The 15,341-nt window shown below is 69.1% G+C and carries 5 protein-coding genes; 4 read left to right on the top strand and 1 reads right to left on the bottom strand.

The features are described 5' to 3' along the window. The first annotated feature begins 27 nt into the window (after positions 1 to 27). From AAG816_RS18180 to AAG816_RS18165, 4 genes are all read left to right on the top strand, one after another. Positions 28 to 6,114 (top strand): SDR family NAD(P)-dependent oxidoreductase, encoded by a 6,087-nt coding sequence (locus AAG816_RS18180; protein WP_341991084.1) that lies wholly within the window; start codon positions 28 to 30, stop codon positions 6,112 to 6,114. 10 nt (positions 6,115 to 6,124) lie between these two features. Then, entirely contained in the window at positions 6,125 to 12,094 is a 5,970-nt protein-coding gene (locus AAG816_RS18175; RefSeq protein ID WP_341991078.1) for an SDR family NAD(P)-dependent oxidoreductase, read from the top strand. A gap of 18 nt (positions 12,095 to 12,112) precedes the next feature. Then, entirely contained in the window at positions 12,113 to 13,081 is a 969-nt protein-coding gene (locus tag AAG816_RS18170; protein WP_341991077.1) for a patatin-like phospholipase family protein, read from the top strand. 101 nt (positions 13,082 to 13,182) lie between these two features. After that, complete coding sequence (locus AAG816_RS18165; RefSeq protein WP_341991076.1) at positions 13,183 to 14,073, top strand: alpha/beta hydrolase; 891 nt, start codon at positions 13,183 to 13,185, stop codon at positions 14,071 to 14,073. A 42-nt stretch (positions 14,074 to 14,115) separates the two neighbouring features. Here AAG816_RS18165 and AAG816_RS18160 read toward each other — a convergent pair whose 3' ends face one another. After that, positions 14,116 to 15,321 (bottom strand): iron-containing alcohol dehydrogenase, encoded by a 1,206-nt coding sequence (locus AAG816_RS18160; RefSeq protein ID WP_341991075.1) that lies wholly within the window; start codon positions 15,319 to 15,321, stop codon positions 14,116 to 14,118. Between the last annotated feature and the right edge of the window lie 20 nt (positions 15,322 to 15,341).

Here is a 15,341-nt window from a genome sequence, read left to right as displayed (position 1 = left end):
CTGCTGGAGCGGCCGCTGCTCGAAGTGATGTTTCCCCCGGCGGGTCAGGAAGGCCTGATCGACGACACCGCTTACACCCAGCCGGCGCTGTTCAGCCTCGCTTATGCGCTGGGCGATCTGTGGGGCTCCTGGGGCGTGAAGCCGGCGGTGATGCTGGGCCATAGCGTTGGGGAATATGCCGCCGCCACCCTGGCCGGCGTGTTCACGTTGGAAGATGGTCTGAAGCTCATCGCCGCCCGTGGCCGCCTGATGCAGGCGCTGCCGCGCGATGGCGCCATGATGACCGTTTTCGCTGGCGAGGCCGCTGTGGCCGAAGCCATCGCGCCTTATGCGGCCCGGGTTGCCATCGCCGCAGTCAACGCGCCGCGCAGCACGGTGATTTCCGGCCCCCGTGCGGCGGTGGTGGCCATCGCCTCCAGCTTCGAGGCCAAGGGGGTGAAGGCCCGACCGCTGGCCACCTCGCACGCCTTTCACTCGCCGCTCATGCAGCCGATGATGGCCGATTTCCGCGCGCTGGCGGAGGCCATCACCTATCGCTCGCCGCAGACGCCGATCCTGTCCAACCTCACCGGGCGGCTGGAAACTACGGCTCTGGCGAGTGCGGACTATTGGTGCCGGCATGTGCTGGCGCCGGTGCGCTTTCTGGATGGCATCAGCGCGGCGGCGGCGCGTGGCATCGGCGTGTTCCTGGAGATCGGCCCGCGCCCGGTGCTCTGCACCTTGGGGCGCGAGACGCTGGACGAGGCGCCGGATGCGGACACCCGCCAGTGGCTGCCCAGCCTGCGCCGCGCGGGCATGGACTGGCGCACCATGCTGGACAGCCTCGGCCGGCTCTATGCCGCCGGGGTGGAGATCGACTGGACAGGGTTCGATGCGGACTATCCTCGCCGCCGGGTCGCGCTGCCGGGCTATGCCTTCCAGCGCCGCAGCTTCTGGGCGGCGCCGCGCGCCGGGGGCGATCCGAGTGGGCAGAAAGTGCGCGGGGTTGCCACCGGCACCGACCATCCGCTGCTCGGCCAGCGGCTGCGGCAGGCGGGCACAAAGGAGGTGCGGTTCGAGGCGGCGCTGAACGCCACCGATCCCGCTTTCCTCACCGATCACCGGGTGTTCGACGCCGTGGTGCTGCCGGCCACCGGCTATCTGGAAATGGCGCTGGCGGGCGGCGCGCATCTGCTGGACACCGATCACCTCAGCCTGGAGGGCATCCAGTTCAAGCAGGTGATGACCCTGCCCGATACCGGTGAGCGTATCGTCCAGGTGGTGTTCGCTCCGGCGGGGCCGAAGGCTTACGCGTTCCAGATCTTCAGCGGCGATGCGGCCGGCGAAGACTGGACGTTGCATTGTTCCGGCCAGGTCAAGCCGGCGGATGCCATGCACACCGCCGATCATTTGGGCGACGCCGAAGGCCTGGAGGCGGCCCGCCTGCGCTGCGATGCGTCGGTGCCCATCGCCTCGCTCTATGAGAACTACCTCAAGCGCGGGCTCGATTACGGCCCAGCGTTCCGCGGCATCACCACTCTGGCCACCGGCGCGGGCGAAACGCTCGCCCATATCGTGCTGCCGGAGGCGGCGCGGGCGGATGGGGCGGTCTATCGCCAGCATCCGGCGCTGATGGATGCCTGCTTCCAGGCCCTGGGCGCGGCGTTCGGAGCGCTGGATGATCGCGACACCTATCTGCCCGTGAGCCTGGACCGGCTGACGGTGCGCGGGATTGTGCCGGGGGACATCTTCAGCCATTCGCGCCTGCACCGGGCACCCAATGCGTCCGAGGGCGAAGGGGATGCGGGCGAGACCGTCGCTTCGCACCTCTCCACCATCCGCCTGTTCGATGCGGTGGGGGATCTGGTCGCGGAAGCGGAGGGGCTCCAATCCCGCCGCGTGACCCGCGACGTGGTTCTGCCGCAAGATGCCCAGGCCATCGAAAGTTGGCTCTACGATCTGGTCTGGCAACCGGCGGACGCGCCCCAAGGCGTCAGCAGCCCCGGCGTTGGTGCCTGGGTGCTGGTGGGGGCGGGTGATGGGCTTGCCGCCTTGCTTGCCGCACGCCTGGAGGCGAGCGGGTGGGCTGTCGTCGTGCTTGCAGGGCGGGACCCGGATGGTCTCGGCGACCTTCTGGCGACAACGACGGCGCTTGCCGGCATCGTGGATCTGCGCGCGCTGGAGGCTGGCGACATAGCCGTCGCCGAGGCGGCAGAACACGCCACTGGGGATCTGTTGCGCCTCGTGCAGGCTCTGATCGCCGCCGGCCGCGTCAATGACGTGCCGCTGGTGGTGCTGACGCGCGGCGCCCAGGGGGGCGTCGGGACGGAAACGACGGCAGGGTGGCAGGGCCTCGCCACGGCGCCGCTGTGGGGCCTCGTGCGTACCATATGGCACGAATATCCAGACCTTCCGTGCGTCGCGCTTGACCTCGATCCTGTCCCCTCGGGCGATGAGGCGGAACAGGTCGCAACGGAACTCACCGCGCCGGATGGCGAGCAGCAGGTGGCCTACCGCGCGGGTCAGCGGCATGTGGCGCGGCTGAAGCATCATCAGAGCGATGTGAAGCAGACCCGGCTGGAGCTTCCCGACGGGCCCTATCGCATCGACAAGATGCCGGAAGGCGGACTCGATCGCCTGCTGGTGGTGCCGCACGCCCGCCGTCGTCCCGAGGCGGGCGAGGTGGAGATGGAAGTGCTGGGCATGGGCCTGAACTTCCGCGACGTGCTCAATGCCATGGGCCTTTATCCCGGCGATGCCGGCCCGTTCGGCGGCGAATGTTCCGGCCGCGTGTTGCGGGTGGGGCCGGGCGTCATCGCCGTGGCGCCGGGGGACGAAGTCGTAGCGCTGCATTTCGGCACCTTTGCCAGCCACATCACTCTGCCGGCGGCGGTGGTGTTCAAGGTGCCCAAGGGCATGCCGGTGGTGGAGGCGGCGGGCCTGCCCATCGTCTATCTCACCACCTGGTATGGCCTGCACCATCTCGCCCGCATCAAGGCCGGCGATCGGGTGCTGATCCATTCCGGCTCCGGCGGCGTCGGCATTGCCGCCATCCGCATTGCCCAGATGAAGGGCGCGGAGATCTTCACCACCGCCAGCCCGCACAAGCACGACTTCCTGCGCGCGCTGGGCGTGACCCACATTATGAACTCTCGCGACGTGGCCTTTGCCGACGAGATCCGCCGGCTGACCGACGGGCGCGGCGTTGACATCGTGCTCAACAGCTTGGGGGGCGAGGCCATTTCCGCAAGCCTCTCGGTGGTGGTGCCCGGCGGGCATTTCATCGAGATCGGCAAGCGCGATATCTGGAGCGTGGAACAGGCGCGCGCCCTGCGGCCGGATGTGTCCTACGACATCGTCAATTTCGACATCACCGCCGTGGAGGAGCCGGAACTGGTGCGGTCGCTGCTGGCGGAGGCACTGCAGCTGATCTCCGGCGGTGATTTGGGCCAGCCCATCACCTCGGTTTATGCGGTGGAAGACGCGCTCGACGCCATGGCCTTGATGCAGAAGGCGCGGCATACGGGCAAGCTGGTGCTGGCGACGCCCGCGGCGGGCAGCGGCCGCAAGGATCTTCAGCCAGACGCCACCTATCTCATCACCGGCGCCTTCGGCGGTATCGGCCGGCTGGTGGCGGGCTGGATGGTGGAGAAGGGTGCGCGCAATCTCGCACTGGTCGGTCGCCGCGCGCCCGATGCGGAGATGCGGGTGCTGATCGACGCCCTGCGGGGCGCCGGCGCACAGGTGGAGGTCTTTGCCGCTGACGTCAGCGACCGGACGGCCCTGGCGGGCGTGTTCACCGCCATCGATAGCCGGATGCCGACCCTGCGCGGGGTCATCCATGCCGCCGGCGTGCTGGATGATTGCGTGCTCACGGCGCTGGATCCGGAGCGGCTTTCCAGCGCCTTTGCCGCCAAGGTGCAGGGGGCCTGGGCTCTGCACGAGGCGACGGAGCAGCGCCCGCTGGATCTGTTCGTGATGTTCTCCTCGCTGGGCTCGGTGCTGGGGGCGCCGGGGCAAGCCAATTATGCTGCCGCCAATGCCTTCCTGGATCGGCTGGCCCATTGGCGCCGCGCCCAGGGATTGCCCGGCCTGACCATCAATTGGGGTGGGTGGCAGGACACCGGCATGACCACCGGCGATGCCATCGCAGCCCATCTGGCTCAGGGCGGCAGCATTCCGCCGCAGAAGGGCTTGCATATCCTCGGCCAATTGCTGCGGGAAACCTCCATTGAGGTCGGCGTGGCGCCGTTTGACTGGCGGCTCTATTTCGAGGGCCTGCCACGCCGGCTCTCGGTGCTCGCCGATGTGGAGCGCGAACTGGCGCAAGAGGCGGCGGCGGCGGAGACTTTTGCCACCTTGCGCAAGGCCTTGCGCGGCGGCGATGCCGCCGAGCGCGAGGCCCTGCTGCTGAACTATCTGCGCGGCGTCATCGCCCGCCTGCTGCGCATCGAAGCCGGAGAGGAGTTGTCGCCAAGCCAATCGTTGCAGGATCTGGGGCTCGATTCCCTTGTCAGCATTCAATTGCGCAATCGCATCCGCACCGAACTGGAGATCGACCTGCCGGTGGCGGAGATGATCGAGGCGGCCAGCCTCGCGCAACTGGTGGCCGTGGTTTCGGCCAAGGTCGCCCCCGCGTCGGGGGATGAGGCGCCGCCGCCCGCCGGCATCGTGCCGTTGGGCCGGTCCGAGGCGCCGCTGTCGTTCGCGCAGCACCGCCTGTGGTTCCTGTCGCGGCTCGACCCGGATTCGGCCTTCTATACGGTCACGTTCTCGCTGTTCCTCGAAGGCCCGTTCGATCCAGACGCCTTCCAGCATGCGGCAGCGGAAATCGTGCGCCGGCATGGCTCGTTGCGGACCCACTTCCCCATTGTGGACGGCGAGCCGGTGCAGCGCGTCGTCCCCGAACTGCCGCTGCCCCTGGTGTGGGTGGACCTCTCCGGCCTGCCCGAGGCGGAGCGCGAGCGGGCGATGGTGCGCCATGTGGATGGGGAAGCCCGCCGCACCTTCGATCTGGTTGAGGGGCCGGTGTTCCAGATCACCGTGCTCAAGCTGGGCGCGGAACTGCACCGAGCCATCGTCGCCATCCATCACATGGTGACCGATGGCTGGTCGGCGGTGGTGCTGATCCAGGAGATCGGGGCGCTGTATCGCGCCTATGCCCGTCATCAGCCCTCGCCGTTGGCCGACCTGCCGGCTCAATACGTCGACTTTGCCGTGTGGCAGCGGGAGTGGCTGAGGGGGCCGCGGCTTGCGGTCGAACTGGCCTACTGGCGCCAGCATCTGGCCGCGCCGCTGCCGGTGCTGGATCTGCCCACGGACCGGCCCCGCAATGGCGCCGCCATGCATCGCGGCGGTGCCCTGAGCGTGATGCTGCCCATGGATCTGGCCGATGGGCTCAAGGCCCTGGGCCGCGGCGCGGGTGCCGGGCTGTTCGCCACCCTGATGGCGGGCTTCCGCATCCTGCTGCATCGACTGACCGAGGCGCCCGATATCATCATCGGCTCGCTGGTGGCCAATCGTGACCGGGCGGAGATCGAGGGATTGGTCGGCTTCTTCGCCAATATGGTGGTGTTTCGCGGCGACCTGTCCGGCGATCCCACCGTGCGGGCGGCGCTCGCCCGTGAGGCGGAAACCGTGCGCGGCGGGTTGGCCCATCAGGAGGTGCCGTTCGAGAAATTGGTGGAGGATGTGCAGCCGGAGCGGCAGGCGGGCCGCAATCCCATCTGCGATGTCATCTTCGTGCTTCAGCGCGGCGTGCCGCAGCCGGATCTGGAGGCACAGGACCTGCGCATCGGCCCGGTGTGGGATCTCAACAACGGCACGGTCCGGTTCGATCTGGAGGTGCATGTCTGGGATACGGAGCAGGGGCTGTCCGTCTCCTTCATCTACAATGCGGATCTGTTCGAAGCCGCCACGGTGGCGCAGCTGGAGCGGCAGTTCGCGGAGGTGCTGGCGGCGATGGTGGCCACGCCGGATCTGCCGGTGTCGCGCCTTACTCTGGGCGCGGCAGCGGTGGCAAGTCCGTCCGATACCCTGGCCGAGACGCTGCAGCAGATCGAGGCTTTGAGCGACGAGGAGGTGGAGGCGCTCCTGCGTGAGATGGCGGACGACGGCGTCGGCCAAACCCCATGAGCCGCGAGAGATGAGCACCGCGCAGGACAGCGGCACCGCCGGAGAGGGTTCCGGCCTGACCCCCGCCCAGAAGCGCGCCCTGCTGGCGCGGCTGCTGGCGGACGGGAAGGCCCGCGCCGTGCCTGCGGCAGAGGATGTCCTGGTCCTGTTCGAGCGTCTGGCCGAACGCACCCCTGACGCTCCTGCGGTGTTGACCGAGCAGGTGAGGCTGACATACGGGGAATTGAACACCCGCGCCGGGCTGTATGCGGATGCGTTGCGGGCCGCCGGGGCCGGGCCGGGCGCGGTGGTCGGGCTGGCCATGGCGCGGGGCGTCGCTTGCATCGCCGGGCTCATCGGTATTCTGAAGGCGGGCGGCACCTGTCTGCCGCTGGAGACCGACGACGCTCCAGTGCGCCTGGCGCGGCTGAGGGCCAGCGCGCATTTCTTGCTCTCGGATGATGGCGCCTCAGCTTTGGATGGCGCCCCTGGTCCCTCCCAGGAGCCCGCCTTGGCCCTGCTGGCGCCAGACCGGACGCCATGTGCGTTGCCGCGGCGCGCGGTGGCGGAACGGCTGGCGTGGATGCGGCAGTCGTTTGAATTGGGGCCGGTCGACATCTGCCTGTTCGCCAGTTCGCTGCATGATGTGTCCAGTGTCGTCGGCCTGTGGTGGCCGCTGAGCACCGGTAGTCATGTGGTGCTGGCGCCCGCCACGTATGATCCACGCGCGTTGGCGGGGCTGCTGGCAACCACCGGCGCGACGGTCGCGGTGGTGCCGAGCGCGGTTTTGCCCTGGCTGGGGGAGCCGAGGCCTCGCCTGCTGTTTCTGGTGGGCGATGTCCCTCCGCCAGCCGATGTGGCCGCGGATGCGGGTCTCTTCACGCTCTGGCAGTTTGCCGAGGCCGGTGGGCCGGTGCTGGCCCAGCCCTTGGGCGACGGTGCGCCCCGCATCGGGGCGCCGTTGCAGATCCTCGATCGCCATGGCCAGCCGGTGCCGTTGGGCGGGGTGGGGGCGCTTTCAATTGCGCCTGTGCCCGGTGCGACAGCGATCCCCGTGCAAATGCGCGCGCGGCAGCGGGCGGACAGGCGGTTCGAGCGCAGGGCCGATGCCGGGCGCCACGCGGCGGTGGGCGGCTTGCGGTTCGACCTGGCGTCCATCGAGGCGGATCTGCGGACGGAGCCGACCATCGCCCAGTGCCGTGTGGTGGCGCGCCCGGATGCCCAGGGGCGCCTGACCCTTGTGGCCTATGGGGTGCCGGAGGGCTATCCGAGCCAAGACGCGTGGGAGATCCATGCGGCGGAACTTCTCCCTCTCTGGCAGCGGCCCGCCGCCTGGGTTGCGGTCTCCGCACTGCCGCTGACGGAAGCCGGCGCGGTGGACGAAGCCGCGCTCGCCCGGCTTCCGGTGCTGGACGGCGGCGTCATGGATGCATGGCGCGCCCAGTTGGAGCAGATCGGCGGCGTGGCCGAGGCGGCGGTGGTGGCGCAGGTGCAGGCGGTTGCCGAAACGCCGGTGCGCCTCCCCCTGCGGGCGCCGGAGGCTAATCCGGCTACGGCTTCCGTCGGGCGGCCCGTAGGTGCCGGACCATTGGCGCTGGCAGATGGGGGGCCTCTTCCCGTTCCCGCCGATGCCCCGCGCACCCTCACCGAAGCCCTGTTGCGCACCGCTGCGCGGGCGGGGGCGAAAGACATCGTGTTCCACGGTTCCGATCCGCAGACCGTGCGGCGGCTGAGCTATGCGGCGCTACTTGAGGAGGCGCGGCGCATCGCTGCGGGCCTGCTGGCGGCAGGGCTGCGGGCGGGGGATGCGGCCATCCTCCAGGTGGGGGATCTGCGGGCGCATCTTCCGGCGTTCTGGGGCTGTGTCCTGGCCGGCGTGCAGCCGGTGACAGTGGCGGTCAGCGCCACGTTCACGGAACGCACGGCGCTGGTGAGCAAATTGCTGAACGCCTGGGAGGCGCTGGGCCGCCCGGTGGTGCTGGCGCCAGCGGCATTGGCCGCTCCGCTGGCCGGGCTGGAGCGCTTTGCCGCCGCGGCCCCCAGAATTCTGGCGCTGGAACACCTGGCCGTGCACGCGCCGCTTGAGGCGGTGCATCCGGCGATGCCGGACGACGTGCTGTTCCTGCAACTGAGTTCCGGCAGCACCGGTACACCCAAATGCATCCAGATCACCCATGGTGGGGTGGTAGAGCATGTCCACGCCACGCGGCTGGTGAATGGCTATGGGTGCGATGACGTGGCCCTGAACTGGTTGCCGATGGACCATGTGGTGCCGATGCTGACCTGGCACCTGCGCGACGTCTATCTGGGCTGCGGGCAGATTCAGGTGGAGACGTCGGCGGTGCTGGCCGATCCGCTGCTCTGGTTGGACCTGATGGCGCTCCATGGTGTGACCCGCAGCTGGTCGCCCAATTTCGGCTTCAAGCTGGTGTCGGATGCGCTGGAGTCGGCGCCGGGGCGCACCTGGGCGCTGGATGGCGTGAAGACGCTGATGAATGCCGGCGAGCAGGCCACACTCCCGGTGATCGCCGAGTTCCTCGGACTCACCGCGCCCTTCGGTATCCGTCCGCAGACCGTGCAGCCCGCCTTCGGCATGGCGGAAGCCTGCACCTGCATGACCTATGAGACCGGGTTTGATCCCTTTCGCTCCGTGCATTGGATCGACAAGGGCTCCCTGGGCGGCCCGTTGCGCACGGTCGCGCCGGATGCGCCGGACGCGGTGGCCTTCGTGAAGCTGGGGCCCCCGGTACCCGGTGTCGCCATCCGCATCGTGGATAACGCGGGGGCGCTCCTGCCCGAAGGCGTCATCGGGCGGTTCCAGATCAAGGGCGGTGTCATCACGCCCGGCTATCGCAACAATGCGGTGGCGAACCACGAGGCGCTTGTCGGCGACGGCTGGTTCAATACCGGCGATCTGGGCTTCATTCGCGACGGCAATCTCACCCTCACCGGGCGCGAGAAGGAACTGATCATCGTCAACGGCGCCAATTTCTATTGTTACGAGATCGAGGATCTGGTGAATGCGGTGCCCGGCGTCCAGCCCACCTTCGCGGCCGCCTGCAGCATTCCCGATGCGGCCACCGGCAGCGAGGCGCTGGCGGTGTTTTTCTCGCCCCGGGACGGGGCGGAGGAGAAGGCGGTGGCCGATGCCATCCGCGCGACCGTCACCGCGCGCCTGGGACTGGCGCCGGCGCATGTGACGGCGATCGCCCAGTTGAACTTCCCCAAGACCACCAGCGGCAAGATCCAGCGGATGCAGCTGCGCGCCCAGCTTCTGGGCGCGCGCGCGAGGGATGAGGGCACGCGGGTGGTGCCAGCCTGGTTCCACCACGAAATCTGGGTGCGCCGAACGCTGGATGCGGCGACCGCGCCGCCGCGCCGCCTGTTGCTCCTGGGCGGGCCGGACGATGTCGCGGCGCAGTTGGCTCAGGTGTTGGAACGCGCGGGGGTGGCGGTCGTCCTCGACCAGATGCTGGACGACGACGCTGATGCTGTTGGGACGGCTCTGTCGTCCCATTCCACACCGCTGGAGGCGGTGGTGGACCTGCGCCCGCTGGCGCCGGTCCCGGCCGGAGAGACGGTGTCCGCGTTCCAGGCACGGTCGACGCTTGAGCTATCATGCATGCTTGCCCTGGTGCAGGGCCTGGGGCGGCGTACGGCGAAGGACCGCCCTGCGCTTTCCCTGATCGCGCTGACGCGGGGCGGAACCGACAGCGCCGCCGAGCCGGCCCGGACCGCCGTACGCGGCCTGCTGCGGACCGCGGCCCAGGAAATGCCCGGCCTCACCTGCCGGCAGGTGGACGTGGCTGGCGCCGTGGACGAGGCCATGATCGCGCGGATCGCCGCGGAGATCCTGTGCCCCGATGGCGAAGCCGAGGTGGGGCTGCGGGCCGCTGGCCGCTTTGTGCCCCGCCTTCAAGCCCTGGACCCGGGGGGGCCGCCAGAAGGCGCGCCGATCCGGCTGAAGATGGACGGGCGCTATCTCGTCACCGGGGGACTCGGTGGCATCGGCCAGGCGCTGGTGGCGCATCTGGCGGCACGATGCCGGGCGAAGATCCTGGTGGTGGGGCGGTCGCCGGCAAGTGATGCGGCACGGCTCGCTCTCGGCACGGCTGCGCCGGGGAGTTGCTACCACGTCGCCGACGTCACGGACGCGGCGGCGCTGGCGGCGGCGATGGTGGCAGCAGAGGCACGTTTCGGCGGGCCGCTGGATGGCGCGTTCCATCTGGCGGGCGTGTCGTCATCCCGCCCGCTGGAAGCTGAGACCGCGGACGGGCTGGCCGCCACCTTCGCCGCGAAGGCGGTGGGCGCGCGGGTGGTGGTGGAGGCGATGGCGCAGCGGTCCGGTGGATTCGTCGTGCTGTGGTCATCGGTGAATGCGCTCTTCGGCGGCGCCGACGCCGGAGCCTATTCTGCCGCGAACGCGGCTCTTGCGGGATTGGCGGCGCCAGACGATGTGCGGGTGCTTTGCCTGCATTGGAGCCGGTGGCAGGACCTCGGCATGAGCGCGGGTCCGGGTGACGGTGCGGGCGCGTTCGCGGCCGCGCGCGGGTTCCGCACCTTGCCGGTGGCAGATGCGCTGGCTTCGCTGGAGGGGGCAATGGCCATGGGCGTTTCGCCTCTCAGCATTGGGCTCGACGGGACCAGAGCTGCGATCCGGGCGCGCCTCGCCCATGCGCCCGAGCCGCTTTTCGGCCTCGCCGGCTTCGTGGTGCCCAAGCCTGGCCGGGCTCTCGCTGGCCCTGCGGATGACGATGTGCGCGACCGCTTCGGCACGCCGGTGCCCTGTGTGTTTCGGGTGGTTGAAGCCTTGCCCCGCGCCGCCGATGGGCGCCTCGACACCGCCGCCTTGGCGCGCCACGACGGCGCCGCGCTGGCGGGGCGGGCGCGCGTGCGGGATGCGGTGGAAGACCAACTGGCGGGGCTCTGGAGCGAACTGCTGCGTCGTCCGAACATCGCTGCGGAGGACAATTTCTTCACCGCCGGCGGCCATTCGCTGGTGGCGGCGCGGCTGGTCTACCGGGTGCGGGAGGTGTTTGGGGTGGACCTGCCCCTGCGCGTCCTGTTCGAGGCTCCGACGCTTTCCGGTATGGCGGGCTGGATCGGCGCGCATCTGCCCCAGGGGGCCGGGACGCGGCAGATCCCCGACTGTCTCGTGCCGGTGCAGCCGGAAGGCGAGCGGCCGGCCTTGTTCTGCGTCCACCCCGCCGGCGGGAGCCCCTGGTGTTATTTGTTCCTGGCCGATCATCTGGGACGCGGGCAGCCGCTCTATGGCTTCCAGGCGCCGGGCCTGGTGGACGACAAGGCGCCTCTGACGTCCGTGGAGGAGATGGCAGGGCTCTATGTGGCGGCCATGCGGGCGCAGCAGCCGATGGGGCCGTATCGCATCGCCGCCTGGTCGTCCGGCGGGCCGGTGGCGTTCGAGATGGCGCGCCTGCTGGAGGCGGAGGGTGAGGTCGTCGCGACACTCGCCTTCCTCGACTGCGCGGTCATGGAAACCGAGAATTTCGTGCGCTCGCGGGATCCTTTGCGGCACCTGAAGGGTTTGTGGCGCATGGGTACCTTTGTGTCCCAGGTGCGGCTGCCGCGCTCCTATCTGGAACTCACGGCCTTGGCGCGGCTGATCGGGCTGAGTTTGCCGGCCGCATTCCGCGATTTGCGTCTTGATCGGGCGTTCTGGGCCGGGGTGGGGCGGTCGCTGCGGATCTTCAATCTCAACACCACCATGGGATATCGCTATAGTCCGGCGCAGATTGCCGGGGACGCGGTTCTGTTTCGTGCGGGCTCGCGCTTGGGTGCGGAGGATCCACTGGAAACCGAGTTGCGCCGGCATGTGTCCGGCACCGTGGTGCGCGTCGATCTCGAGGGCAATCATATGTCGATGATCCTCGATCCCAAGGGGGCGGCAGCCCTGGCCGCCGTCCTGAAACCGTTTCTCGACGGTGAGGCCAAGGCCCCGAGCACACCTCGCTCGGGGCCGGCCGGTTCACCCCCAGCCTGAGCGAAGAGGAGACAGGACATGACGTATCGCATCCTATCGTTGGACGGCGGCAATGGCGGCAAGGCCGGCGTGTTTCTCTCCACATTGGAGCGCCGGGCCGATGTGCTGGGTTTCAGTGTGCTGCGCCAGATCGATCTGTTCGCGGGCACGTCTACCGGGGCGGTCAATGCCCTGCTGATGGCGTGGTTCGAGGATCCGATCCTGGCGTTCGAGGCGGTGCTGCGCTTTGATGACGAAGTGCGGGAGGGCCAGACTCCCTGGTCCATCGCCGGCACGGTCATGGGCAACAATGCCGCCATGTCCACCGCCCGCATCAAGCAATTCTGCGACGACGTGTTCGGCGTGGGGGCGACCCTTGCGGACGTGAGGCGGCCCGTGGTGATCACCACTGTGCAATTGGACGACGAACTCGCCGGCGAGGATCGCACCTGGAAGCCGCGTACCTTCACCAACCTGCCCGGCGACATCGGCCGGGTGGAACTTATCGTGGACGTGGTGCTGCGCACCATGGCGATGCCGCTGCAATATCCGCTTTATCAGGGCAGCACCGAGAGCGGTCCCGCCTATGTGGATGGCGCTGTGGCCTCCAACAACCCGTCCATGACCGCTCTGGTCACGGCCCTGGCGCAGCAGAAGCGCCTCGGCGACATCAGCCTGCTCTCCGTCGGCTCCCCGCGCAATCTGGCGGGGAAGACCCGCCATCTGGCGCCCCGTCTTACCAACGGCAGCGCCGACTGGGGCTATCGCCAGTGGATGCTGGACCCGTTCAACCCGCTGGTGCTGGTGGATCTCTTCCTCCAGTCCGGGGCGGCCGCCACCAATGCCCAGTGCGCCCAGCTTCTCGGCGCGCGTTTCCAGCGGGTGGACCCGCCGGTGTTCTCCGGCCCGGTCTGGGATGCGCCGGAGACCAATGTGGTGCTGGACACCACGGTGGAATGGCTGAAGGGCCATGGCTGGAAAGTGCCGAGCCCCGCCGGCGCGGAGTGAGGCACAGTTGGGCGTTTTTCGCCCATGATTGGCGCTCTCGGCCGGGTCCGGGGGCGGGATGACATCGCGGCAGTCGATCCGCATAGCGGGAAGGGAAGCTCATGGCCGAAGCCGATGGGGTGCAGGGGACGGCTGCGGCGCGCTTTTTTGCGTATGCGAGCCAGGACGGGGTGGCTCTGCTGGGCCGGGAGTGGGGTGATGCCACTGCCCCATTGCCGGTTGTCCTGCTCTCCGGCCTGACCCGCAATTCGCGGGATTTCGACGCCCTTGCGCAAGCGCTGGTGGCGGACCCGGCCCATCCCACCCGCGTGGTGGCATTCGATTATCGCGGGCGCGGCGGTTCGGGCCATGCGCCTTTCACCACTTATACGCCGATCCAGGAAGCCCAGGACATCCTCGCCGGCCTCGCCCATCTGGGCATTTCCCGCGCTGTGGTGCTCGGCACCTCCCGCGGCGGGCTCGTGATGTTCGTGCTCGCCTTCCTCAAGCCGGCGCTGTTTGCCGCCGCCATCTACAATGACATCGGCCCCTATGTGGATGTCGCCGGCGCCGTTCGCATCGCCGGCTATGTGGGGGCGGCGCTGTCGGAGACCTGGCCCGCCGCCATCGCCGAGCTGAAGGCCACCCAGGGCTTCATGTTTCCGGCCTTGAGCGACGATGAGTGGGAGCGGTACGCCCGCCAGATCTACGGCGAGGCCAATGGCAAGCCGTGCCTGTCCTATGACGCCGCGCTGCTGGACTCGTTCAAGGCCTTCGATCCCGACAAGCCGCAACCGAACATGTGGCCGGGCTTCGATGCCCTTGGGCAGGTGCCGGCGATGGTGGTGCGCGGGGCACTGTCCGATGTGCTCTCCGCCGCGACCGTCGCCCAGATGGCCGAGCACCATCCGGGCCTGGTGATCCATGAGGTGCCTGATCAAGGCCACGCCCCGCTGCTGTGGGATGAGGTCTCGCAGCAGGCGATCATCGGCTTTATCCGCGCGGTGGCGTGAGGCCGGCGGAAGGGCGGTTTCACCCCTCCACAGACCGGGACGTCACGCCGGTATGGTCGCCAATTCTTGCGTCTCTGTGCTCCAGTGACCATCCCAGGCGGCGGTGTAGAGGGTGACGATCTCCACGGCGGACGGCACCCGCGGATTGTTGCCCGGCGTGCCGGAGGCCAGCGCCTGACGGGCCATCTCCGGCATCAGGCGATGATAGTCCGCCTCGTCGATGCCATAGGCCTTGGGGGTGGGGACCTTCAGGCGCGCGTTGAGGCCCAGGAAGCCCTGCACCAGCGCCTCGCCGGCCTTTTCGTCGCTGGTCCCCGGACCGACCCAGCCGAGGGCGCGGGCGGCGGCGGCATAGGCGGGCAGAGCGGCTGACAGGGAGAAGTGCGTCACCAGCGGCAGCAGCATGGCATTGGAGAGGCCGTGCGGCACATGGAAGAAGGCGCCGATGGGCCGGCTGAGGCCGTGGATCAAAGCGGTGGATGTGTTGGACACTGCGAGGCCCGCGTGGGTGGCGCCCAGCATCATGGCTTCGCGTGCCACCGGATTGCCAGGCTCCTGCGCCGCCGTCTCCAGGTGGGCGCCGATCAGCTTCAGGGCGGAGAGGGCGAGGGCTTCCGCGTGCGGATTGCCGTTGCGGTTGATCAGCGCTTCCAAGGCATGGGTGAGGGCGTCGAGACCGGTATCCACCGTCACCCGATAGGGGCAGGTGAGGGTCAGCTCATAATCCACGATGGCGGCGGCGGGTAAAGCGGCGGTGCCCAGGATCAAGGCCTTTTCCTGCCGCACGGTATCGGTGATGACGCAGGCGCGGGTGACTTCGCTGCCGGTGCCGGCGGTGGTGGGGATTGCCACCAGCGGCAGGGTGGGCAGATCGACGATGCGCGGCACCTTCAGGGCATCGACGGTCTCGCCGGTGCTGGCAACGATGGCCGCGGCCTTGGCGGTGTCGATGGCGCTGCCGCCGCCGAACCCGATCACGCCGTCACATGCCCCCGCACCCAGAGCCGCCACGGCGGCGGCGACGCTGACATCGGTCGGGTCTTCTACCACATCGGCGAACACGGTGAGGGCGAGCCCCGCCGCCCGCATGGCGGCGATGGCGCCGTCCGCAAGGCCCAGGCGCTGGATGGCGGGGTCGATCACCAAGAGCGGGCGGGCGATGCCGAGCCGGCCGAGCAAAGCGGTGAGGTGCTGTATGCTGCCGCCGCCGATGAGCAGTTCGCGCGGGGTGAGAATGCGGTTGAACATGGCCGATGGCTCCTGCGCCG

This window comes from Azorhizobium sp. AG788 (assembly GCF_943371865.1).
In the GTDB taxonomy this organism is placed as follows: Bacteria; Pseudomonadota; Alphaproteobacteria; order Rhizobiales; family Xanthobacteraceae; genus Azorhizobium.
Note: the sequence above shows the minus strand (reverse complement) of the source record. Positions and strands in the feature narration are given on the sequence as shown.

What these genes read in the sequence shown, in the direction of transcription:
- AAG816_RS18180 (WP_341991084.1), top strand. Translation starts at nt 28, where the DNA reads ATGTTTCCCCCGGCGGGTCAGGAAGGCCTGATCGACGACACCGCTTAC.
- AAG816_RS18165 (WP_341991076.1), top strand. Translation starts at nt 13,183, where the DNA reads ATGGCCGAAGCCGATGGGGTGCAGGGGACGGCTGCGGCGCGCTTTTTT.
- AAG816_RS18175 (WP_341991078.1), top strand. Translation starts at nt 6,125, where the DNA reads ATGAGCACCGCGCAGGACAGCGGCACCGCCGGAGAGGGTTCCGGCCTG.
- AAG816_RS18160 (WP_341991075.1), bottom strand. Translation starts at nt 15,321, where the DNA reads ATGTTCAACCGCATTCTCACCCCGCGCGAACTGCTCATCGGCGGCGGC.
- AAG816_RS18170 (WP_341991077.1), top strand. Translation starts at nt 12,113, where the DNA reads ATGACGTATCGCATCCTATCGTTGGACGGCGGCAATGGCGGCAAGGCC.